19 protein-coding genes are annotated in these 23069 nt (G+C 70.4%); 8 read left to right on the forward strand and 11 right to left on the reverse strand.

Translation table 11 applies throughout. The annotated features are described in order from the left end of the window. Positions 1-32 precede the first annotated feature (32 nt). Positions 33-1301 (forward strand): pyroglutamyl peptidase, encoded by a 1269-nt coding sequence (locus ACTMVF_RS22995; RefSeq protein ID WP_441272976.1) that lies wholly within the window; start codon positions 33-35, stop codon positions 1299-1301. On the opposite strand, the gene ACTMVF_RS23000 is transcribed toward ACTMVF_RS22995, so the two are convergent. Both ACTMVF_RS23000 and ACTMVF_RS23005 read right to left on the reverse strand, forming a co-directional pair. Continuing rightward, on the reverse strand, positions 1291-2085 hold the full coding sequence (locus ACTMVF_RS23000; RefSeq protein WP_441272977.1) for an EI24 domain-containing protein: 795 nt from the start codon (positions 2083-2085) through the stop codon (positions 1291-1293). The two genes, ACTMVF_RS22995 and ACTMVF_RS23000, sit on opposite strands and share 11 nt — an antisense overlap. 88 nt (positions 2086-2173) lie before the next feature. After that, a complete protein-coding gene (locus tag ACTMVF_RS23005; RefSeq protein ID WP_441272978.1) occupies positions 2174-3037 on the reverse strand; it encodes a hypothetical protein in 864 nt (287 codons plus the stop codon). Positions 3038-3207: 170 nt separating this feature from the next. On the opposite strand from ACTMVF_RS23005, the gene ACTMVF_RS23010 reads away from it, so the two are divergent. Together ACTMVF_RS23010 and ACTMVF_RS23015 are read left to right on the forward strand one after the other, a co-directional pair. Beyond that, on the forward strand, positions 3208-5811 hold the full coding sequence (locus tag ACTMVF_RS23010; protein WP_441272979.1) for a M14 family zinc carboxypeptidase: 2604 nt from the start codon (positions 3208-3210) through the stop codon (positions 5809-5811). Next, positions 5808-6959 carry a serine hydrolase domain-containing protein gene (locus ACTMVF_RS23015; protein WP_441272980.1) on the forward strand — a complete coding sequence of 384 codons (1152 nt, stop codon included), beginning with the start codon at positions 5808-5810 and terminating at the stop codon, positions 6957-6959. Before ACTMVF_RS23010 ends, ACTMVF_RS23015 begins: the two co-directional genes overlap by 4 nt. A 167-nt stretch (positions 6960-7126) precedes the next feature. Here ACTMVF_RS23015 and ACTMVF_RS23020 read toward each other — a convergent pair whose 3' ends face one another. Further along, positions 7127-7546, reverse strand: coding sequence for an organic hydroperoxide resistance protein (locus tag ACTMVF_RS23020; RefSeq protein ID WP_441272981.1), 420 nt, complete (start codon positions 7544-7546; stop codon positions 7127-7129). Between the two features lie 104 nt (positions 7547-7650). Continuing rightward, positions 7651-8649: an NADP-dependent oxidoreductase gene (locus ACTMVF_RS23025; protein ID WP_441272982.1), complete on the reverse strand. Its 999-nt coding sequence runs from the start codon at positions 8647-8649 to the stop codon at positions 7651-7653. Positions 8650-8743: 94 nt separating this feature from the next. Here ACTMVF_RS23025 and ACTMVF_RS23030 point away from each other — a divergent pair, with 94 nt between their 5' ends. Then, on the forward strand, positions 8744-9187 hold the full coding sequence (locus ACTMVF_RS23030; protein ID WP_441272983.1) for a MarR family winged helix-turn-helix transcriptional regulator: 444 nt from the start codon (positions 8744-8746) through the stop codon (positions 9185-9187). Between the two features lie 58 nt (positions 9188-9245). Here the strand turns inward: ACTMVF_RS23030 and ACTMVF_RS23035 are convergent, their stop codons facing one another. The 7 genes from ACTMVF_RS23035 to ACTMVF_RS23065 all read right to left on the reverse strand — a co-directional run bounded on the left by ACTMVF_RS23035 (position 9246) and on the right by ACTMVF_RS23065 (position 17955). After that, on the reverse strand, positions 9246-10523 hold the full coding sequence (locus ACTMVF_RS23035) for a hypothetical protein (protein WP_441272984.1): 1278 nt from the start codon (positions 10521-10523) through the stop codon (positions 9246-9248). 192 nt (positions 10524-10715) lie between these two features. Then, a complete protein-coding gene (locus tag ACTMVF_RS23040; protein ID WP_441272985.1) occupies positions 10716-11765 on the reverse strand; it encodes an SCO2400 family protein in 1050 nt (349 codons plus the stop codon). Positions 11766-11987: 222 nt separating this feature from the next. Continuing rightward, positions 11988-13028: a galactofuranose ABC transporter, permease protein YjfF gene (gene yjfF, locus ACTMVF_RS23045; RefSeq protein ID WP_441272986.1), complete on the reverse strand. Its 1041-nt coding sequence runs from the start codon at positions 13026-13028 to the stop codon at positions 11988-11990. Next, positions 13025-14122 carry an ABC transporter permease gene (locus ACTMVF_RS23050; protein ID WP_441272987.1) on the reverse strand — a complete coding sequence of 366 codons (1098 nt, stop codon included), beginning with the start codon at positions 14120-14122 and terminating at the stop codon, positions 13025-13027. The genes yjfF and ACTMVF_RS23050 overlap by 4 nt, the downstream gene beginning before the upstream one ends. Then, positions 14119-15657, reverse strand: coding sequence for a sugar ABC transporter ATP-binding protein (locus ACTMVF_RS23055; RefSeq protein WP_441272988.1), 1539 nt, complete (start codon positions 15655-15657; stop codon positions 14119-14121). Before ACTMVF_RS23055 ends, ACTMVF_RS23050 begins: the two co-directional genes overlap by 4 nt. A gap of 98 nt (positions 15658-15755) precedes the next feature. Beyond that, positions 15756-16754, reverse strand: coding sequence for an ABC transporter substrate-binding protein (locus ACTMVF_RS23060; RefSeq protein WP_441272989.1), 999 nt, complete (start codon positions 16752-16754; stop codon positions 15756-15758). A 154-nt stretch (positions 16755-16908) separates the two neighbouring features. Then, positions 16909-17955 carry a LacI family DNA-binding transcriptional regulator gene (locus ACTMVF_RS23065; protein ID WP_441272990.1) on the reverse strand — a complete coding sequence of 349 codons (1047 nt, stop codon included), beginning with the start codon at positions 17953-17955 and terminating at the stop codon, positions 16909-16911. A 541-nt stretch (positions 17956-18496) separates the two neighbouring features. Between ACTMVF_RS23065 and ACTMVF_RS23070 the strand changes: the two genes are divergently transcribed. From ACTMVF_RS23070 to chvE, 4 genes are all read left to right on the forward strand, one after another. Continuing rightward, on the forward strand, positions 18497-19660 hold the full coding sequence (locus tag ACTMVF_RS23070) for a mandelate racemase/muconate lactonizing enzyme family protein (RefSeq protein WP_441272991.1): 1164 nt from the start codon (positions 18497-18499) through the stop codon (positions 19658-19660). A 55-nt stretch (positions 19661-19715) separates the two neighbouring features. Beyond that, complete coding sequence (locus tag ACTMVF_RS23075) at positions 19716-20720, forward strand: zinc-dependent alcohol dehydrogenase (RefSeq protein WP_441272992.1); 1005 nt, start codon at positions 19716-19718, stop codon at positions 20718-20720. 121 nt (positions 20721-20841) lie between these two features. Further along, positions 20842-21810, forward strand: coding sequence for a hypothetical protein (locus tag ACTMVF_RS23080; protein WP_441272993.1), 969 nt, complete (start codon positions 20842-20844; stop codon positions 21808-21810). Positions 21811-21952: 142 nt separating this feature from the next. Next, the gene (gene chvE, locus ACTMVF_RS23085; protein ID WP_441272994.1) at positions 21953-23065 is read left to right on the forward strand and encodes a multiple monosaccharide ABC transporter substrate-binding protein; all 1113 of its coding nucleotides are present in this window, start codon (positions 21953-21955) and stop codon (positions 23063-23065) included. Positions 23066-23069: the final 4 nt, after the last annotated feature.

The following is a 23069-nucleotide window of genomic DNA, read 5'->3' on the forward strand; positions in this document are numbered from 1 at the left end:
TCCCCCACCGTGACGGAAGGACCGGAACTCCCTTGAATTCCATACGTGTTCGCATCGGCGTCCTCGGACTCGCCCTGCTGGCCGGCCTCTCGGCCCCCACGACCGGGGCTGCCGCCGCCGAGGCGGCGCCCGCGCCGACCGTCGAGGAACAGCGCCTCGACAGGACGGTCCCCCAGGAAATCCTGCGCCGGTCCGGATTCGACGCCGTGGCAAAGGACTTCGCCCGCGACCTCGGCGCCGCGAGCTCCTACGCGCAGGCGCGCCGCGTCGTCGTACGCGAGGGGTCGGCCCTGTGGCGGCGGGCCGTGGACCGGGCGCAGGGGCGCGGTCCGGCGGGCGGAGATCTCAGCCGGGACGACGATCGGCCGCTGTACTGGGCGCGGTTGTCGATGACGCGGGAGGTGCGGACCTGGGAGCCGGGGTTCGGGTTGAGTGACGCCCAACGGGCCGCGCTGCTGGACGCGTTGGAGCGGGGATCGCGCGGCCAGACCGACATCAGGTACCCGCACGGCGGCCACGGGACCAGCGGCCTGAGGCGGATCCTGGTCACCGGGTTCGATCCCTTCACCCTCGACCGGGACATCCGTATCTCCAACCCGTCCGGGGCCACCGCGCTCGCCCTCGACGGCGCGGTGATCGAGACGGCGGACGGTCCGGCGCGGGTGGAGACCGCCGTGTTCCCGGTGCGCTGGCGGGACTTCACCGACGGGACCGTGGAGCGGACGCTGCGGCCGTATCTGAAGCAGGTCGATCTGTTCACGACCGTGAGCCAGGGGCGCGTCGGGCGGTTCGACGTCGAGCGGACCAACGGGGCCTGGCGGGGCGGCTTCGGCGACAACGAGAACATCGGCCGGACCGAGACGATCCCCGTCACCGACCCGGCCTCGCAACCGCAGTGGACGACGACGACCCTGCCTTACGAGAAGATCGTCGCCGCGGACACCGGGCATTTCCCGGTGTACGACAACACGAGCGTGACCGAGATCCCGGCGGGAGGCACGCAGGCCGTCGTACGGCCGGACGGGCCGACGCCCGGCTCCACCGCGCGGGCCGGGGGCGGCGGTGACTACCTCTCCAACGAGATCGCCTACCGGGCGACGCTGCTGCGGGACCGGCTGGGACTGCACGACACACTGCCGGGCGGGCATGTGCACACGCCGGTGCTGCAGTTCGGGGCGGGCAACACGGACCCGGCGACCGGGTCGGTGACCGACCCCGGGTTCGTGCGGAACCGGCTGGACATCATCGCCCAGGTGCGGACGATCCTGAAGGTGGCGGCGGGCAGCCCGGTCACCAGCTGACGGTCTCCGAGTCGGGCGCGGGCGCCGCTTCCTCCTCGGTCTCCTCCCCCATCAGCTCCCGCACCATCAGCGTGGCCCCCGCGACCGCGCCCGGCATCAGGAACACCGCCACGAACGGCACCAGGAAGGCCGCGGCGAGGGGCGTGCCGAAGCCCCAGACCAGGGTCTTGCGGGAGCGGAGCATGGTCAGGCGGTCGCGGAGTTCGACGCGGCGGCGCTGGAGGGCGACCGCCGTGAGCTCCTCGGTGAGGAAGAAGCCGGTGACGACGACGCCGATCACCGGTACGACCGTCTGGCCGACGACCGGGATGAAACCGAGGGCGAAGAGCAGTACGCCCCAGACGGCGGCGCGCAGCACGATCCGCAGGCTGTCGCGGCCCGAGATCCACAGCTCGCGCCAGAGCGGCAGGCCGGACTCGGGGGCCGTGCCGTCGGGGGAGACGTCCCGGTCGACCTTCTCGGAGAGGTTCTCGTAGAAGGGCTGGCCGATCAGGAGCGTGACCGCGGTGAACGTGACCACGGAGAGGAGGAGGCCGAGGGCGAACAGGACGGCGGTGAGGAAGCCGCGGAAGAGGCCCTGCCAGGGGCTCGACCAGTCGTCGGCGAACGGCGTCGACCAGGACACGAAGTCCTCGCCCCAGAGCGCGAGGCCGACCAGTGCGGCCGCGTAGAGCACCAGGGTGATCAGGCCGGGGATCAGCCCGAAGCCGTACTGCTTGCCGTGCCGGGCCACCCATCGCTGGCCCTTGAGGAGATACCTGAACCCGGTCCCAAGATCGCGCATGGAGGGAACTCTAGCCGGGCCGTGTCACGCGGCAGTCACGGTCATTTCGGAGCCTGGTCACCGCGGCCCGCACCGTCACCGCAGCCCCTCACACCGGCGTCACCGTCACCACGACCCCCTGCTCGGCCGCCGGGCTCACCGCCGCCGACACCCGTACCGCCACCGCCCGGGCCGCCCGCCCCGCGCGCGACGCCCCGGCCAGCAGCAGGGGCTGTAACCGCTCCAACCCGGTCACCAGGAGTTCCTCCCCGGCGATCAGCACCGGACGCGCCGCCTTCGTGGTCGCCGCCGCTGCCTCCGTGAGGTCGGCGAGGGGTGGGAGGGTCACGCGGACCACGTTCGCGCCGGCGGCGGCCGCACGCTCGGCCAGGGCCACCTGGAGCGGCATCAAGGGCGTGAGTGCGGCCGTCAAGGCGTCGGCGATACGGCGGAGTTCCGGGGACGACTCGCGCAGGACCTCCGCCGTGGAACGGAGCAGCGGGGTCAGGGCGAGCAGGGCGCCCGCGGCCACGCCGGCCGTCGCCGGCAGCAGGGGCGACGTCGCCTCGACCAGCTCACCCAGTGCCGCCGCGAACTCCTCCACCGCCGGCTCCACCGCGTCCAGCACCGGCAGCAGGCTGTCGCCCAGCGCGGCCAGCAGGGCCTGTGCCGGTTCGCTCACCGGGTGGACCGCGAGGGGCGCTCCGCTGGTGCCGAGCCGGGTGAGGGTCTCGACGATGCGGTAGAAGGCCTCCTGGGCCTGCGGTGAGGCGCTTGCCTCGGCCAGTTCGGCGGTGGTCTGCCGCAGTACGCGCAGGGCTTCGGCTCCCGATCCGTATCTGGGGTCGAAGGTGTTGATGGCGATGCGGGTGATGTTCCCGGCCGTGTCCAGGAGTTGGCCGGTGATGTCCGTCGTGCCGCGTGCCATGCGGAGTACGTCGTCCCTGCTGGGGAGCGAAGGGATCGTTGCCATGGGCTTCTCCTCGCCTCCTGCCGCCGCCGGTGCGCTCTCAGCATGCCCCGTCCGGAGGCCCCCGCATGGGCCATCCGGGCCATCCGTGACACCAACTCCCTCTTGTTGCGGTTGAGTCGAACAGGTACACCTCGCCGTACCGATCTTTGGTAGTTCCGGAGGAGGTACGCGTGCGCATCACAAGAACCGTTCCTGCGAGACCCGTTCCTGCGAGACCCGTTCTGATCACCGCCCTCGCCGTCACCACGGCGGGCTCCCTGCTCCTCACCCCGCACACCGCGGCTGCCGCCGACCCGCGGCCCCCGGTCCACCGCGAGGCCGCGCTCGACCGGCAGGCCGCGCGGACTCCCGCGAGCGCCACCCAGCGCGCCCTGGGCACCGCCGAGGCGGCCTCCGAAGCGGCCTCCGCGGCGATCGCCGACGACAGCCGCGGCTACCCCCGCCGGCAGGTCCTCACCCCCGACCCCGAGAACCCGGCCGACAAGTCCATCAAGCTCGGCCTCACCCCGTACCACGCCATCGCGCCCGAGCTGAACGCCCTGCAGGCCCTCGGCGACCGGGTGAGCGTCGAGGTCGCGGGCCGCTCGGCCGGCGGGCACCGGCTCTATCTCGTCACCGTCACCGCCCCGGAGACCGCCCCTCAGACCCGGGCCCAGGCGCGGATGCGCGAGCTCATCGAGAACGCGCCCGCCGTCGCCGCCAAGTCCCCCGAGATCAAGCGGACCTACAAAACCCCCGTCTTCTTCAACAACAACATCCACGGCAACGAGTGGGAGGGCACCGACGCCTCCCTCAAGCTCATCGAGCGGCTCGCGAGCGCCAAGGACGCGGACACGCGCGACCTGCTCTCCCGCAGCCGCCTGTACTTCAACATCACCGCCAACCCGGACGGCCGTATCGCCGGAACCCGCGCGAATGCGAACGGCTTCGACATGAACCGGGACTTCGTCACCGCCTCGCAGCCCGAGGTGCGGGCGATGCGGCAGATCATGACCGCCAAGCAGCCGGCCGTCATGCTCGACCTGCACGGCTACGTCAACGGCACCCTCATCGAGCCCACCACTCCCCCGCACGGCGAGAACTACGAGTACGACCTCTTCCTGAAGAACACCTACGCCAACGCCCTCCGCATGGAGTCCGCCGTCAACGGCCTCGGCTACACGCCCGCCGAGGACGGCGTGCAACCGGCCCAGATCCCCTTCCGCGACCAGGAGGAGGGCTGGGACGACTGGCCGCCGATCTTCACCCCGCAGTACGCGGCCTTCCACGGCACGGTCGCCGCGCACACGGTGGAGATCCCGATGCGGGTGAACAACGCCGACTACAACACCCTGCCGACCGCCGAGCTGCGCCGCCGGTCCGCGATCAACGTCGACGTCGCCGGGGCCGCCCTGCGCGCCACCCTCGACTTCGTGCGGTCCGAGCGCGTCTCGCTCGTCGCCGACCAGATCGAGGTCTTCCGGCGGGGAGCCGCGGGCGCCGCGCAGGTGCCGGTGTCGCCCGAGACCGTCCCGGGCGTCCCCGGCATCGGCCCCGAGGACGTCTACACGACCGCCTTCCCCCGCGCGTACGTCATCCCGGCCGGCACCCGACGCTCAGCCACCGCCACCGCCCGCCTCGTCGACCACCTCCTCGCCAACGACGTACGGGTCACCCGCGCGGCCCACTCCTTCCGGCTGGGCGGACGGACCTACGCCCAGGGCTCGTACGTCGTCGACATGCACCAGCCCAAGCGCGGCCTCGCGAACGCGCTGCTCGCGGACGGGCGGGACATCAGCGACAAGGTCTCGGTGATGTACGACATCTCCGGCTGGAGCCTCGGCCGGCTGTGGGGCGCGGCGGTGGAGACCCTGCCGCGCATGCCGTACGGCGGCCTCCTGCGCCCGGTCCGTGCGGCGGCCTCCGTCGCGTACGTCGCCCCGCGCGGCGATCTGCGGCTGGGGCTCGGCGACCCGAGCGAGGTCGCCGCGCTCAACTCCCTGCTGCGGCAGGGCGTCGAGGTGCGCCGCGCAGCCGACGGCAGCGCGATCGTGCCGGGCTCGGCGCGCCGGAAGGCCGCGGAAGCCGCCCGCGCCCACGACGTCGCCTTCCACGCGACGAAGCTCACCGGTACCGCCCCGCTGCACCGCACCCGGGTCGCCGCCGCCGTCACCGCGGGCGAGCTGTTCGCCCTGCGGGAGATGGGCTTCGAGGTCACGCCGGTCTCGACGGACGTGCTGAACGCCGGGTTCGACTGGTCGTCGGTGGATGTGCTGTTCGTGTCGGCGGGGCTGGCGTACGACGACCTGAGCGCCGCCGCCCGCACCGCCCTGGACGCCTTCCTCGACGGGCACGGTCTGGTCGGCCGCGGTGCCGCGGGGGCCGCGCTCAACTCGGCGGCCGGGTTGCTGGCGGCGAAGCCGGTCAAGGGCAACGGGGACGCCAACGGCGTGGTGCGCGTGGTGAATTCGGACGGTGCCCTGATGGATGGCGCTCCGGAGCACGGCTTCGTGTACGCGCCCGTGTGGTTCACCGACCTCGGGCCGCAGGTACGCGTCGAGCAGGCCTACGCGACCGGGAACCCGCTCGTCTCCGGGCACTGGCGGCCTTCGCAGGACGGCTCGGGCGGGCCCGCGGACGCGGCGGGACAGGCCTCGGTGATCAGCGGCCCGCAGGCCGTGCTGTTCGGCACCGAGCCGCTCTTCCGTGATCATCCGAAGGGGGAATTCGCCCAAGTCGGACGGGCATTGTTCACCATGGCACAGGCAAGCGGCTCAGCTGAGGAGAGCGGATGACGCAGGAGATCCACGGGACCGTCGCTGACGGCTTCGAGGCGGTGCGCGAGGAGTTCGCCGCTTTCGTGGCGGGGGAACCGCCCGACTATGAGGGGCAGTTGTGCGCGTATGTGCGGGGCCGCCGGGTCGTCGATCTGTGGACCGGTGACGGCTGCGAGGCCGACTCCCTCTACGGCGTGTTCTCGTCGACCAAGGGCGCCGCTCACCTCGTGGTCGCGCTCCTCGTGCAGGACGGCACGCTGGAGCTGGACCGCAAAGTGACGTACTACTGGCCGGAGTTCGGGGGCGAGGGCAAGGGCGGGCTGACGCTGCGGGATCTGCTCGCGCACCGTGCGGGGCTGATCGGGCTCGACGCCGGGTTCACCGAGGACGAGCTGGCCGACGATGCCGCCATCGCGGAACGCCTCGCGGACCAGCGGCCGTTCTGGCGCCCCGGCACGGCCTTCGGCTATCACGCGCTCGTCATCGGCGCGCTCGCCGGTGAGGTGGTACGGCGGGCCACGGGCCGTTCGCTCCAGGAGGTGTACGAGGAGCGGGTGCGGGCGCCGTACGGCCTGGACTTCCACCTCGGGCTGCCCGAGGCGCTGGAGCCCCGCTTCCGCTCCGTACAGCCGATGGCCCCGACGCCCGAGCAGCGGGCGGTGCTGGACTCGGTGCCGAGGGGGCCGCACACGCTGGCCTCGATCGCCTTCAACACGCATGTGCCGAACCCGGGTGAGCTGGTGGACCACGCCAACTCCCGTACGGTGCGGGCCAAGGGCCCCGCGTCGGCGGGCGGGGTGGCGGCCGCGCGGGGGCTCGCCGGGATGTACGCGGCGGCGATCAGCGAGGTCGACGGGCGACCGCCGCTGCTGAAGCCGGACACCATCGCCGAGGTCGGCCAGATCCATTCCACCGGATACGACCTGGTGGCCCGGACGCACAAGTCCTTCGGGCTCGGCTTCCAGGCGGTCTCCGACACGTGGTACCCGTTCCTGGGCGCGGGGGCCTTCGGGCACAGCGGGGCGGGGGGTTCGCAGGCGTTCGCGGATCCGCGTAGTGGCCTGGCGTACGGCTACACGCGGCGTCGGTGCGCCTTCCCGGGCGGGGCGGCGCCGGAGAACGAGCGGTTGGTGAGGGCCGTGCATGGCGCGGCGCTGGCCGGCTGAGGCTCGCCCAGTAGCTCGGGGGGTTCGGTCGTATCGCGGGTGCGGCCTCGTGGGGGCTGGTCGCGCCCACGCGGCGGAGCCGCATATCGACACAGCCCCGCGCCCCTATAGGGCGAGGCCGCACCCTACGTCCAAGGGTGCGGCCTCGCCCCACGCAACGAGCGGCGTCAGAGCAGCGTCACGGTGATGTTGCCGCGAGTCGCCTTCGAGTAGGGGCAGACCTGGTGGGCCTTCTCCAGGAGGCCCTTGGCGGTCTCCACGTCGACGTTCGGGATCTCGGCGGAGATCTCGACGATGATCCCGAAGCCGTCGTCGTTCTTGCCGATGCCGACCTTCGCGGTGACGGTCGAGCCGGAGATGTCGGCCTGCTCCTGGCGGGCGACGACGCCGAGGGCGCCCTGGAAGCAGGCGCTGTAGCCGGCCGCGAACAGTTGCTCCGGGTTGGTGCCGGCGCCGCTGCCGCCCATCTCCTTGGGCGGGTTCACGACGACGTCGAGCTTGCCGTCGTCGGTGGCGACCCGGCCGTCGCGACCGTTCTGGGCGGTGGCGACGGCGGTGTACAGGACGTCGGACTGCTGGATGGACATGCGGTGTCTTCCTCCTCGGTCCGCCGCGACTCGCGCCCACGATCGCGACGGAATTCGGAAAGAAGTTACCGCATGCCGGAAATCCAGCACAGCCCCGGCGGGCGTCAGAGCTTGACGATCATCTTCCCGGTGTTGTCGCCGCGCAGGACCCCGAGGAACGCCTCCAGGTTGTTCTCGATGCCCTCGACGACCGTCTCGCGGTACTTGAGCTGCCCCGAGGCGACCCAGGGGCCGACCTCCTGGACGAACTGGGGCTGGAAGTCGTAGTGGTCGCCGACGAGGAGTCCCTCTATGCGGCCGCGGGTCGCGATGAGGCGGGCGAGGTTCTTCGGGCCGGGGGCGGGCTCGGTGTTGTTGTAGACCGAGATCATGCCGCAGATGGCGATCCGGCCGTGTGTGTTGAGCTGCCCGATGGCGGCCTCCAGGTGGTCGCCGCCGACGTTGTCGAAGTAGACGTCGATGCCGTCCGGGGCGGCCTCGCGCAGCTGCTCGCTCACCGAGCCGTTCTTGTAGTTGAAGGCGGCGTCGAAGCCGTACTCCTCGACGAGCAGCTTGACCTTGTCGTCCGACCCGGCCGAGCCGATGACCCGGGAGGCGCCCTTGAGCTTGGCGATCTGGCCGACCTGGCTGCCGACGGCACCGGCCGCACCGGAGACGAAGACGACGTCGCCCTCCTTGAAGGACGCGGTGCGCAGCAGACCGGCGTAGGCGGTGAGGCCCGTCATGCCGAGGACGCCGAGGTACGTGGACAGGGGCGCGGCGTCCGGGTCGACCTTGACGGCGTTCTTCGCGTCCACGGCCGCGTACTCGCGCCAGCCGAAGAAGTGCAGGACGTGGTCGCCGACGGCGAGGCCCTCGGCGTTGGAGGCGACCACCTCGCCGACCGCGCCGCCCTGCATGACCTTGCCCAGCTCGAAGGGGGCGACGTAGGACTTGGCGGCACTCATACGGCCGCGCATGTACGGATCCACGGAGAGGTACTTGTTCCGGACGAGCACCTGTCCCTCGCCGGGCGTCGGCATCTCGGCCTCGACCAGGGCGAAGTCCTCGGCCTTGGGCCAGCCGACGGGGCGGGAGAGGAGGTGCCATTCGCGGTTGATCATGGGGGCGCCTTTCCGGTCTACTTTACTTCAGTACCTGAAACAACCATGCTCCTGAATATTTCAGGATGTCAAATAACCGGGGTACCCTGAGAGCATGGCCACTGCACCCAAGACCCGCCGCCCCGATGAGCTGACCCTCGAAGTCGTCGACCTCATCGGCGCGGTCGTGGCCCGCTATCACGAGGAGTACGACGAGGCCGCCGCCGAGCACGCCCTCACCGGCGCGCAGGCGCGGCTGCTGAGTCTGCTGTCCCTTGAGCCGCTGCCGATGCGGAAGCTGGCCCAGCGGCTGCGGTGCGAGCCGTCGAACGTGACCGGCATCGTGGACCGGCTGGAGTCCCGGGGCCTGGTGGAGCGCCGCCCGGACCCGGCGGACCGGCGGGTGAAGCTGGCGGCGGCGACGGACGAGGGCCGACGGGTGGCCCGCAGCCTGCGGGAGTCGCTGCGGTTCGCACGGGAGCCGCTCGCGGGGCTCTCCGAGGAGGAGCGGCTGGCGCTGCGGGATCTGCTGCGGCGGATGCTGGGGGTGGACGTCTAGGTCGCCGGTTGCCGGGCCGTCCTGGTCCGGGGGTGGACCTCGTCACGGCTGGGTGTCGTCACGGCTGGGTGTCGTCAATGCTGGGTGCCGTCACGGGTGGGCGTCGGGCCTCGGCCCGGCCTGCGGCCGCGAGCAGCGCCAGGAGCGCCAGGACGGCGAGCAGGACGAGGGCGAGCAGCAGGATCGTGAGCACGGTGGGTTCGTTCCACAGCGCGAAGAAGAAGGCCAGGATCACCAGGGCGGACAGGGCGATCGACCGGCGGTAGGTCTGCGCCCACACGCCCACCCGTCCGGCCCGGATCTCGTGCCCGTACGCCCAGGCCGCGACGGAGTCCGCGGTGCGGTCCGAGGCACGGCGGATCGCCACCGGCAGTCGGCCGGGGCCGATCAGACACGCGCCGAGCGCGACCACGATCCCGAGCACGATCGTCGTACGCAGGGCGGCCCGCGGGAAGCGCAGCAGTGTGTCGAAGACGGCCGCCGCGGCCGCGTCCGACTGCACGGCGGCCGGGAGATGGTCCAGGTAGTAGCGGCGCGCGACGACCAGGGCGATGGCCGCCACCAGGCCGGTGAAGGCGACGCCCAGCCCGGTACGGGCCAGCGCGCGCCGCCGCCGGCGGGCCAGCAGCACCCCGGCCGCGCCGGTCAGCACGGTGAGGACGGGCAGCCAGTAGCCGGCCACGTCCAGCAGGCGAGCGCCGTCGCGGATCTTCTCCAGCTCCTCGGACTGGAACAGCACCAGTTGCTTGTCGACCCGGGGGATGTGCTCCGCGGGCGACAGTCCTTCGGCGACGAGCTCCCGCTTCACCTGCTCGACGAGCGTGCCGACGTCGAGGGTGACCGTGCCGTCCGCGACCCCCACGGCGCCCCGGCCCTCTCCGGTGAGGGCGTGCACGACGGCCTGGTGGGCCTGTTCGTTGGCGTTCTTCCACGTGGTGGCGAAGGCGTCGCTGTGCACGATCCGTCGGACGACCTTCGTCACCGCGCCGTGCACGGCCGAGTCGATTTGCGGCTCGAGCCCCCGTACGGCCGCGGCGGCCTGGGGCGGCAGGCCCTGGGAGCGCAGCCAGTCGGCGAGTTCCGCGGCGGCCCGGTCACCGTCGATACGGACGTCCACGGCCTCGGAGATCCGGTCGACGGCCGCCTCCCGGACGGCCGGCTCGGTGGCCAGCGGGGCGACCGTGGACACGTACCGGTCGGTGTCGAGCGCGATGTCGTCGACCCACACCGTGATCAGTGCGACGGGCACGAGGACGCACGTGACCACGATCAGCACCGCGGAAGCCGTGGCACGGGCGATCCGCCCGGGCGCGGAGGGCCTGTGCGCGGCGCTCATGCGGACTCCAGCTCGTCAGGGGTCACTCCCTCCCCTCCATTGCGTCCGCGCGGCGCTCGAAGGGCACGCCCAACAGGCCCATACGGGTCCTGCTCGTATGCGGGGCCCAGTCGGCGTGAGCGAGCCGGCCGTAGCGGGTGTCACCGCCACGTACGCCCTCGGCTCGCGTCGGCAGTCGGCCGGCGGAACGGCCTAGGTGCACCACCACAGGAACCGGTCGCACTCCGTCTGCGACGGCGTCGGTTCCGGGGTCGGATCCGATGGGGCCGGTTCGGACGTCGGTGCCGGGGCCGCCGGCTCGGACGTCGGGGTGGGGGCCGTGGTGGCCGTGTCGGAGCCGCCGCTGCCCGTGGTCGCGGACCGGGTGTCCTTGTCGGGGGTCTTGTCCCCGTCCTTCTTCTTGTCCTCGTCCTTCGGTGACTTCGAGGCCGAGGGGGACGCGGAGGGGTCCGGCGACGGCGAGTTCCCGTCCGTCCGCGTCGTGCCGTCCGTCGCCTCGGGGGACGCGGTCACCTCTTCCGCCGCCGCGCCGTCCACCGACTCGTCCCCGGCGGCCGCCGGCTTCGGGCTGGTGCCCGGCGCGTCCATGCCGAGCTCGGCGAGGCTCAGACCGCCGGCGGCCAGGACGAAGCCCGCGGCGATCAGCAGGGTCCGGCGACGGCGACGGCGATGCGCGGCGGCCTTGCGATCACGACGGCTCGTACCGGCCGATCCGGACTCCTCGTCCAGGTCGCCGTCGTCCTCCTCGTCGTACTCGTCCCGCTCGTCGTACCCGCCGGCGTACTCGTCGCGTTCGTGACCCCGCCTGCGGCCCCGCCGCTGCGCCGCCCGCCGCGCGGCCCGTCCGCCGACCGGCGCGACCTCAGCCGCCGCGGTCGCCTCACCGGCGTCCGTGTCCGTGTCCGCGGCCTCTTCGGCGTGACCGGCGTCGGCATAGCGGTCGCCGTACTCGCCACCGTCGTACTGCCCCGCACCGACCCCGTACTGCCCCGTACCGCCGCCGTACCGGCCCTCACTGCCCCCGTACCGGCCCGCGTCACTCCCGTACTGCCCCTCGTACGTCTCGTACGAGCCGTGACCGCCCACAGCCCCCGCAGGCGCCTGTACGGCCCGCTCGGCCAGCTGCGGGTACGCCTCGTCCGGCGCGCCCGCGTGCACGCGCAGCTCTTCGATCGCGGCACCGCACCCCGGGCAGGCGAGGGCGCCGTTGAGGTGCCTGCGGCACGGGTGGCAGTAGTCCATGACGCGGGAAGACTAGGGAACCGACCCACACCTTTCCTAGCGACTGCTGTGAAGGTTGTGTGCGGAACTGGCCTTTCCGGTTTGGTCGGTGGGGGTCAAGTCCGACCATTCGGCGCGATCCTCCGCGCCGGGTCCGTGCAACAGCCCGTACAACAACGTCACGCGGCCCGCCGCACGTACGCCGTGCGACGGGCCGCGTCGGCCCAAGTGCCCAGGTCCGGCCTAGGTTTGCTTGCGGGCCGTCATCGCCCGCTGGATCAGGATGAACGCGCACAGCAGCACACCCGTGGCGATCTTCGTCCACCAGGAGCTGAGCGTGCCCTCGAACTGGATGATGCTCTTGATCAGACCCAGCACGAGGACGCCGAACAGGGTGCCCAGGACGTAACCGGAGCCGCCCGTCAGCAGCGTGCCGCCGATGACGACCGCGGCGATCGCGTCGAGTTCCATGCCGACGGCGTGCAGCGGGTCGCCGGACTGGATGTACAGCATGAACAACAGGCCGGCCAGCGCCGAGCAGAAGCCGCTCACCGTGTACACGGCGATCTTCGTGCCGCCCAGCGGAAGCCCCATCAGCAGCGCCGACTGCTCGTTGCCACCGACGGCGTAAACCCGGCGGCCGAAGCGCGTGTAGTGGAGGATGTAGAAGGCGACGGCGACGACGACCAGGGCGACGAGTGCGCCGATCGACAGCTCCCCCAGTCCGATGGACACCCGGGTCTGGGCCATGCTGCTCACCGTGGAGTCGCTGATGGAGATGGACTCCTTGTTGATGACCAGGCACAGGCCCCGGAAGAGGAAGAGGCCGGCGAGGGTCACGATGAACGGCTGGATCTCGAAGTTGTGGATCACGTAGCCCATGAGGAAGCCGCCGAACGCGCCCACCGCCAGGGCGAGCGGGATGACCAGCAGCAGCGGCAGGCCCTGACGCTCCACCAGCCACGCCGTGAACATGGTGGTGAAGCCGATCAGCGAACCGACGGACAGGTCGATGCCGCCGGACAAGATGACGAAGGTGGCGCCGACGGCGGCGACCAGCAGATAGCCGTTGTCGATGAACAGGTTGAGGAAGACCTGCGGTTCACCGAAACCGTAGTTCTGGTAGCGGCTGAGACCGCCGATGTACATCGCGAGGAACAGGCCGGCCGTGACCAGGACGGGCAGCCGCCGGTCGCCGAGCAGGCGCGCGGCCGCGGACGCCCGGGCCGGCGTGGACGGCGTACGGCCTTCCGCTGCCGTACGGGTCTTGGTGGTCGCGCTCATCGCGACACCTCCATCTTCGGGGCGGCGTCGGCCGGGGTGGCGGGCGCCGCCGGGGCGGTGGTCCGGGCGCCCTTCGCGCCGAGGACCTTGGCCCGGAACTTCGGGGACTGCAGCAGGCAGACGACGATGACGACGGCGGCCTTGAAGACCAGGTTGGTCTGGGTGGGCACGCCGATGGTGTAGATCGTGGTGGTCAAGGTCTGGATGACGAGGGCGCCGATCACGGTGCCGCCGATGGAGAACCGGCCGCCGAGCAGCGAGGTGCCGCCGATGACGACCGCGAGGATCGCGTCCAGTTCGATCCACAGGCCGGCGTTGTTGCCGTCCGCGGCCGAGGTGTTGGAGCTGATCATCAGGCCGGCGATGCCCGCGCACAGGGCGCAGAACATGTACACCATGATCTTGATGCGCATGGACCTGATGCCGACCAGGCGGCTGGCCTCGGCGTTGCCGCCGACCGACTCGACGAGCAGGCCGAGCGCCGTACGGCGGGTCAGGGCCACGGTGACGGCCACGACGGCGGCCACCACGAAGATGGAGAAGGGCAGGGTCAGCCAGTAGCCGCCGCCGATCAGCTTGTACGGCTCGCTGTTGATGGTGATGATCTGGCCGTCGGTGATCAGCTGGGCGACACCGCGTCCGGCGACCATGATGATGAGGGTCGCGATGATGGGCTGGATGCCCATCCGGGCGACCAGGAAGCCGTTCCACAGGCCGCAGACCACGGCCGCCACCAGGCCGATGCCCATGGCGAGGAAGACTCCCGCCAGCGCGTTCTGGTCGGCCTGGTCGCTGATGTACGAGCAGGTCAGGGCGCCGGTGATGGCGACCACGGCGCCGACGGAGAGGTCGATGCCGCCGGTGGCGATGACCAGGGTCATGCCGACCGCCACCAGGATCAGCGGCGAGGCGTACAGCACGATCGAGACGAGGCTGCCGTAGAGGTGGCCGTCCGCCATCCGGATCGCGAAGAAGTCGGGTGTGAAGGGGACGTTGACGAGCAGCAGGATGATCAGGACCGCGACCGGCCAGAACAGGTGGTGGTGCGTCAGTGCTCGCCAGCGGGAGGGGGTGGTCACTGCCGGGGTACTCACTGGTGCTCTCCGCTCGCGATGGTCTCCAGGATCTTGCTGGTGGTGATCTCCGGCCCGTTGGTCAGCTGTGCCACGAGCTTGCGGTCGCGCAGCACTCCGATGGTGTGGCTGAGCCGGAGCACCTCCTCCAGTTCGGCCGCGATGTACAGCACGGACATGCCCTCCTCGGAGAGGGAGACCACGAGCTTCTGGATCTCGGCCTTGGCGCCGACGTCGATGCCACGCGTGGGCTCGTCGAGGATCAGCAGCTTCGGCTGGGTGATCAGCCAGCGGGCGAGCAGCACCTTCTGCTGGTTGCCGCCGCTCAGCTGGCCGACGCGGGCCTCGGGGTTGGCGGGGCGGATGTCGAGGGCCTTGATGTACCTGTCGACGAGTTCGTCGCGCTGGGCGGCCGGGATGGGCCGGGTCCAGCCGCGGGACGCCTGGAGGGCGAGGATGATGTTCTCGCGCACCGTGAGGTCGGGGACGAGGCCCTCGGTCTTGCGGTTCTCCGAGCAGAACGCGACACCGGCGCCGATGGCGTCGTTGGGGGCGCTCATCGAGACCTGCTTGCCTGCGACGGTCACCTTGCCGCTGTCGGGCTGGTCGGCGCCGAACAGCAGCCGGGCCAGTTCGGTGCGGCCCGAGCCGAGCAGTCCGGCGAGGCCGAGCACCTCGCCCTTCTTGATCTCCAGGTCGAAGGGGGCGATACCGCCGGTGCGGCCGAGGCCCTCGGCCTTGACGAGCGTCTCGCCGACGTCGGAGCGCAGCTGGTGCTCGTGCAGCTCCTCCAGCTGGTCCAGGGCCTTGCCGATCATCAGCTCGATCAGCCCGACCTGGTCGAGGTCGGCCACCATGTGCTCGCCGACCAGGGTGCCGTTGCGCAGCACGGTCATGCGGTCGCAGATCTCGTAGATCTGGTCGAGGAAGTGCGACACGAAGAGGATCGCGACGCCCTCGTCCCGCAGCCGCCGCATCAGGCGGAACAGTTCGAGGACCTCGTCGCGGTCGAGGCTGGAGGTGGGCTCGTCCAGGACGAGCACCTTGGTGCCGGAGCCCTCGCCGTCGCTGTCGCCGTGGCCCACCGACCGTACGATCGCGACCAGTTGCTGCACGGCCAGCGGGTACGAGGACAGCGGCGCCGTCACGTCGATGTCGAGGCCGAGCCGGTCGACCATCTCCGCGGCTTCCTTGCGTATCTGCTTCCACTGGATGCGGCCCGCGCGGGTGGGTTCACGGCCGATGAAGATGTTCTCCGCCACCGAGAGGTTGGGGCAGAGGTTGACCTCCTGGTAGACCGTGCTGATGCCGGCGTGCTGGGCCTCCAGCGGGCTGCCGATCCGCACGGCCTTGCCGTCGAGGGTGATGGTGCCGCCGTCCAGGGAGTAGACCCCGGTCAGCACCTTGATGAGAGTGGACTTCCCGGCTCCGTTCTCGCCCATGAGGGCGTGGATCTCGCCGGGGAAGAGCCGGAAGTCGACGCCCGACAGAGCCCGTACCCCCGGAAACTCTTTGACAATGCCCGTCATCTCCAGGACGGGCCGCGGCTCTGCCATGGCAGCGCTCCTCTTGAAATGGTTCAGGCCCGCAGGGAGCCTTCCGGGCCGGATGGTCGCCGGTCGGCCGGAGGCTCCCTGCCGGTGGGTGCGGTCGGTCAGTACTTACGGGTGGGGAGCGCGTCCTTGGCCTGGTCCTGCATGAAGTCGCTCTCCTCGGTCTTGATCCAGCGCTCGACCTTCTCGCCGTCGTGGACCTTCTTCACGACCTCCATCAGCTGGGGGCCGAGCAGCGGGTTGCACTCGACGATCGCGTTGATCTTGCCTTCGGACATGGCGATGAAGCCGTCCTTCACACCGTCGACCGTGACGATGAGGATGTCCTTGCCGGGCTTCTTGCCGGCCGCCTCGATGGCCTGGATCGCGCCGAGGCCCATGTCGTCGTTGTGCGCGAACAGCACGTCGATGTCCGGGTTGGACTGCAGGAAGGCCGCCATGACCTGCTTGCCGCCGGCGCGGGTGAAGTCACCGGTCTGGCTGGCGACGATCTCCCAGTCGTCCTTGTGCTCGGCGTCCATGACCTCCTTGAAGCCCTTGGCGCGCTCGATCGCGGGTGCGGCACCGGTGGTGCCCTCCAGCTGGGCGATCTTCACCTTGCCCTTGTGGCCGGCCTTCTCCAGGACCTTCTCCAGGATCTTGGCGGCGCGGCGGCCCTCGTCGGTGAAGTCGGAGCCGACCAGGGTGACGAACAGGGACTCGTCGCTCTCGACGGACCGGTCGGTCAGGATGACCGGGATTTTCGCCGCCTGGGCCTCCTTGAGCACGGCGTCCCAGCCCTTGACGACCACCGGCGAGAAGGCGATGACGTCCACCTTCTGCGCGATGAAGCTGCGGATCGCGGAGATCTGGTTCTCCGGCTTCTGCTGCGCGTCGGAGAACTGCAGCTTGAAGCCCGCCTCCTTGGCGGCCGCCTTCACCGAGTCGGTGTTGGCGGTGCGCCAGCCGCTCTCGGAGCCGACCTGGGCGAAGCCGAGGGTGATCGTCTTGCTGCCGCCGGAGGAGCCGGAGGAGCCGCCGTCCTCCTTGGCGCAGGCCGCCAGACCGGCCGTGGCCGCCACGCCGACCGCCGCAGTGAGGAAGTTCCGTCTGTTGAGCATGTTCTTCTCCTTTGAAGAGCCGGCCCGGGATGGACCGCTGGTACTCGTCTGGTACTCGTGTGGACCGGCTGCACTGCGTCCAGCCTGTCGATCATTGTTCGAAATATCGGTCACGTATGTCCGAAGGACGAAAGGCGACCGGGGTGGTGCTGTGTCAGCCGGGAGCGGCTCCCGGTTGCGGCAGGTACGGGAACGTGCTTGCGCGGACGACGAGTTGGGGTTCGATGGTGATCTGGGACGTCCCGGAGGGGGTACGGCCCTCGATCAGGTCCAGCAGCAGGGCGATGCTCCGCTTGCCCACCGCCGCGAAGTCCTGCCGGACGGTGGTGAGCGGCGGGGCGAAGAACTCCGACTCCGGAATGTCGTCGAAGCCGGCCACCGCGACGTCCTGGGGCGTACGCACGCCCGCCTCACGCAGCGCCCGCAACACCCCCAGTGCCATCTGGTCGTTGGCCACGAAGACGGCGGTCAGGCCGCGTCCCACCCAGCCCGCCAGTTCCTGGCCCGCCCGGTAGCCCGACAGCGGGCTCCAGTCCCCCCGCAGCAGCATCGGTGGTTCCACGTCCGCCTCTTCGAGGGTCGCCCGCCAGCCGTCGACCCGGTCCACCGCCTCCTGCCAGTACTCGGGCCCGGCGAGATGCCAGACCCTGCGGTGGCCCGCGGCGAGCAGATGGCCGGTGGCCAGCCGTGCGCCGAGATTCTGATCCACGTTGACGCTGGGGACCCCGGCGCCCGAGCCGGTGCCCACGGCCACCACCGGGAACGGGTGGCGGAGTTCGGCGAGGGCCTCGACCGCCGACCGCTGCGGGGCGATGGCGATGACCCCCTCCACTCCGCCCTCACTGAGGCGGTCCAGGGCCTCGGACAGCGTCTCCACCGTCAGCCTGCGCAGACTGACCGTCGAGACCAGATAGCCCTCGGCACGCGCCGCCTCCTCCAGCGCGAACAACGTACTGGCCGGACCATAGAGCGTGGTGTTGGAGGCGACCACCCCCAGGGTCCGGGTACGCCGGGTCGCCAGTGCCCGTGCGGAGAAGTTACGGCGGTAGCCCATCTCCTCGATCGCGCGCAGCACCTTGGCCCGTGTCTCGTCCCGCACATTGGGGTGGTCCCCCAGCACGCGGGACACGGTCTGGTGGGACACGCCGGCCTGGCGTGCCACGTCGGCCATGGTGGGCGGCCGAAGCTGCGAGTGGGTCACAGCCGCACCTCCTTGGCGGTCGTCCGCCGATAAGACCTGCGCCGAGGGCCGATGGTTCGGCGCCGGCGGCGTCATGCCGGTCTTCCGGAAGGACCAACGGCACGGGGCGGGAAGACGAGTTGAAGCACTGCTGACACGACGCTCATACCTCCTTGCATGCCGTCGGGGCCGACTGGTGAATGCGGACGCCATTGTGAGCGCTAACAATTCACGCCGGTCAAGAGGGCAGCGCCAGAGAAGTCGTCACGGTTGAATAACGCGACGGGCGGCGGAGGTTCCGGCGCCGAGGGCGTTTTACCTGGTCAGGAGCCCTTCGAGCACCCACCGGAGGAGGCGTGCACGCGCCCTCGAAGAGCCCGGCGACCCTCGCGGCACACCCCGTCGCAGCCGCCTCGCCGGCCGTCTCCGCCGCCACATCGAAACCGTTGTTTGTAGACCCATTGACACTCGCGTGTGGTCGTCCCTACTGTCGCGATCAGCATTTCGAACGAGTGCCGAAATTTCGAACAGACCGAACAGACCGAAGAGGACAGGGAGTACCGTGCGCATCACGGGAATCAGCACACACGTCGTCGGAACGCCCTGGCGGAACCTGACCTATGTCCAGGTGCACACCGACGAGGGAATCACTGGCGTCGGCGAGACCCGCATGCTGGGCCACACCGACGCGCTGCTCGGCTATCTGCACGAGGCGAAGACCAATCACATTCTCGGCTCCGACCCGTTCGCTGTCGAGGATCTCGTCAAGCGGATGAAGTACGGCGACTACGGCCGGGCCGGCGAGATCGTGATGTCCGGTATCGCCGTGATCGAGATGGCCTGCTGGGACATCAAGGGCAAGGCGCTCGGCGTGCCGGTCTGGCAGCTGCTCGGCGGCAAGGTCACCGACAAGGTCAAGGCGTACGCCAACGGCTGGTACACCACCGAGCGGACGCCCGAGGCGTACCACAAGGCGGCCCAGGGGGTCATGGAGCGCGGCTACCGGGCGCTCAAGATCGACCCGTTCGGGACCGGCCACTTCGAGCTCGACCACGAGCAGAGCCTCTACGCGGTCTCCCTGATCGAGGCCGTGCGCGACGCCATCGGCCCGGACGCCGAGCTGATGCTGGAGATGCACGGCCGGTTCTCCCCCGCCACGGCCGTCCGCCTGGCCAAGGAGCTGGCGCCCTTCAAGCCCGCGTGGCTGGAGGAGCCGGTGCCGCCGGAGAACCTGAAGGCGCTGGAGAAGGTCGCCGCCAAGGTCGACATGCCGGTCGCCACGGGTGAGCGCATCCACGACCGCATCGAGTTCCGGGAGCTCTTCGAGAGCCAGGCCGTGGACATCATCCAGCCGGACGTCGGCCACATCGGCGGTATCTGGGAGACCCGTAAGCTGGCCGCCACCGCCGAGACGCACTACATGCTGGTCGCGCCCCACAACGTGGGCGGGCCCGTCCTGACGGCCGCCTCCCTGCAGGTCGGCTTCACCGCCCCCAACTTCAAGATCCTTGAGCACTTCAACGACTTCGCGGACGCGGAGATCAAGAAGGTCATCAAGGGCGCCCCCCAGGTGAACCCCGAGGACGGCTGCTTCCACCTCTCCCACGAGCCCGGTCTCGGTGTGGAGCTGGACGTCGACGCCGCCGCGGAGTTCCCGCAGCAGCAGGCCCGGTTCGACCTGTGGGCCGAGGGCTGGGAGCAGCGCAAGCCCAAGGGCACCGTGTGAGCGCCCACACCCGCAGTCCAGGCATCGGGGCCTGGGTCGGACCCGGGAGGACCCAGTGAGCACCGCCGTCGTGATCGAGGCTCCGGGCGAGCACCGGCTCGTCCCGCACGAGCCCCGGCAGCCGGAAGCGGGCGAGGCCCTGGTCCGGGTGCACGCCTCGGGGATCTGCGGCAGTGACCGCGAGGTCTTCCAGGGCAACCGGCCGGAGGGGTACGTCCGCTATCCGCTCACGCCGGGCCACGAGTGGTCCGGGACGGTGGCGGCGGTCGGTGACGGCGTCCCTTCGAGCCTGGTGGGCCGCAAGGTCGTGGGCGAGGGCTTCCGGAACTGCCAGGTCTGCGACCGCTGCCACGCGGGCGAGACCACCCTGTGCACGGCGGGCTACGAGGAGACCGGCTTCACCCAGCCGGGCGCCATGGCCCCCACGCTCACGCTGCCGGCCCGGCTGCTGCACGTGCTGCCGGACGACGCGGACCTGACGGCGGCGGCGCTGCTGGAGCCGGCCGCGTGCATCGCGGCCGCCGCGCTCAAGGCGAACGCGGTGCCGGGCGAGCGGGTGGCCGTGGTGGGCACGGGCACGCTCGGGATGTTCGCCGTTCAGTTCCTGAAGGCGGGCTCGCCGGCCGAGCTGCTCGTCGTGGGGACGCGTCCGGACCGGGCCGAGCTGTCGAAGCGGTTCGGCGCCACGGACTTCCGTACCAAGGACGAGGAGCTCCCCGACGACTTCGACGTCGTCATCGAGACCGCCGGGTCCGCGGACGCGGCGCGCACCGCCGCCGCCCTGCTGCGCCGCGGTGGGCGGCTGATCCTGACGGGCATCCCGGCGCCGGGCGCGGACGGGCTCGACCCGACCGATCTCGTCGTACGGCAGCTGGAGGTGCAGACCGTGTTCGGCGCGGCGCCTCAGGCCTGGGCACACACCGTGCGGGTCTTCGGGGCGGGCCTCCTCGACCCGCTGCCGCTGGTCACGCACGAGCTGCCGCTGGAGGAGTTCCCGCAGGCCATCGAGTTGGTGGGGTCCGGCGACCCGAAGGTCGGAAAGGTCCTGCTGCGGCCATGACACACCCTTGAGCCGTACGCCGGTACGGGGTGCCTGACAACTTCGTACCGGCGTACATCCAAAGCCCCGCACGACCAGAGCCGCGACCCTCGTCCGATATATCGAACATGAAGGACAGCTTGTGACCGACACCACCGCTCAGACGCCGCGTCGCCCCGGTGAGCAGGCGCTCACCGCACTCGGCCTGGGGGCACCCGCCCTCGACCCCTCCGACGCCTCTCCGCACACCTTCCCCGGCGGCGGCCGCTGGCGCACCGAGGTCCCCTCCGTGGAGGGCCCCGAGGCGCTCGGCGTGGTCCTCAAGGAGGCCTCGCGGCTCGATGTGCCGATCCACCGGATCAGCCAGGGCAGCGGCATCTGGATGCTCACCGACGCCGAGATCACCGAGATGGTGGAGGCGACCGCCGAGCGCGACATCGAGCTCTGCCTGTTCACCGGCCCGCGCGGCACCTGGGACATCGGCGGCTCCACCCGTACCGACTCCAAGGGCGGCGGACTGCGCGCCCGGGGCCACGACGCGGTCGCCGGGTGCGTCGAGGACGCCGTACGCGCCACCGAGCTGGGCGTGAAGTGCCTCCTCGTCGCCGACGAGGGTGTGCTGTGGACGCTGCACCGGGCGCGGGTCGCGGGGATCCTGCCGGCCGACACAACGCTCAAGGTGTCGGCGCTGATCGGTCCGGTCAACCCGACGGCGTACGCCGTGTACGAGAACCTGGGCGGCGACTCGATCAACGTGCCGAGCGACCTGACGCTGGATCACCTCACCGAGATCCGCCGCGTCTCCGGCGCCCCCATGGACATGTACATCGAGGCCCCCGACGATCTGGGCGGTTACATCCGGATGTACGAGGTCGCCGAGCTGATCCGGCGCGGCGCACCGCTCTACCTGAAGTTCGGGCTCTCCAAGGCCCCCGGGATCTACCCCTACGGGCACCACATGCGGGACCTGACACTGGCCACCGCCAAGGAACGCGTACGGCGTGGACGCCTGGCGTTGGACCTCCTCGCACGGCACGGGGCTGACGGCGACATGGCGCCTCTCGGTTCACGGCTGCCCGGGACGCTGAAGCGGTTCGAAATTCCCGCATAACGTTCCGGACAATCCCCCTTCACAAAAGAAGACGCAGTCGAACACAATCCGACACACCTCATCTCGGTCCTTCCCGCACCGCCCGCAAGCGTCTTCGCGCCGCCGACCGAGCACTGCCAGACACACATCAAGGATGATGACCATGCGTAACCGCCGAGCCGCACTCGCCGCCATAGCCGGAGCCGCCTCCCTCGCCCTGACCCTGTCCGCCTGTGGCCAGAGCGGCGAGGGCGGCAGCAAGGAGGAAGGCGGTGACACCAAGGGCGGGACCATCGGCATCGCGATGCCGACCAAGTCCTCCGAGCGCTGGATCGCCGACGGCAAGAACGTCGTCGCGGACCTGGAGTCGAAGGGCTACAAGACCCAGCTGGTCTACGGCGAGGACGACCCTGACCAGCAGGTCTCGCAGATCGAGAACCTGATCACGCAGGGCGTCAAGGCGCTGATCGTCGCGGCCATCGACAACAAGTCGATGAACAACGTGCTCCAGCAGGCCGCCGACGCCAACATCCCGGTGATCTCCTACGACCGACTCATCCTCGGCACCAAGAACGTCGACTACTACGCGTCGTTCGACAACGAGAAGGTCGGCGAGCTCCAGGGCAACTACATCGTCGAGAAGCTCGGCCTGAAGGACGGCTCCAAGAAGGGCCCGTTCAACATCGAGCTGTTCGCCGGCTCCAACGACGACAACAACACCCGCTACTTCTTCCAGGGCGCCATGAACGTCCTGCAGCCGTACATCGACAAGAAGCAGCTCGTCGTCCGCTCCAAGCAGACCGCCCTGAACCAGGTCACCACCCTGCGCTGGGACGGCGGCACCGCCCAGAAGCGCATGGACGACATCCTGACGTCGGCCTACAAGAGCGAGCGCGTCGACGCGGTCCTCTCGCCGTACGACGGCATCTCCATCGGCATCCTCTCGGCCCTGCGGTCGGACGACTACGGCTCCAAGAGCAAGCCGTGGCCGATCGTCACCGGTCAGGACGCCGAGGTCGCCTCGGTGAAGTCGATCATCGCCGACGAGCAGTCGATGACCGTCTACAAAGACACCCGTGAGCTCGCCAAGGTGGCCTCGAACATGGTCGACGCGGCGCTCAACGGCAAGAAGCCCGAGGTCAACGACACCAAGACCTACGACAACGGCGCCAAGGTCGTCCCGGCCTACCTGCTCACGCCGGTCAGTGTGGACAAGGCCAACTACAAGGCGACGGTGGTCGACTCCGGCTACATCAAGGAAAGCGACCTCAAGTAACCAC

Origin of the sequence: Streptomyces sp. SD31 (assembly GCF_052068475.1) — a bacterium.
In the GTDB taxonomy this organism is placed as follows: Bacteria; Actinomycetota; Actinomycetes; order Streptomycetales; family Streptomycetaceae; genus Streptomyces.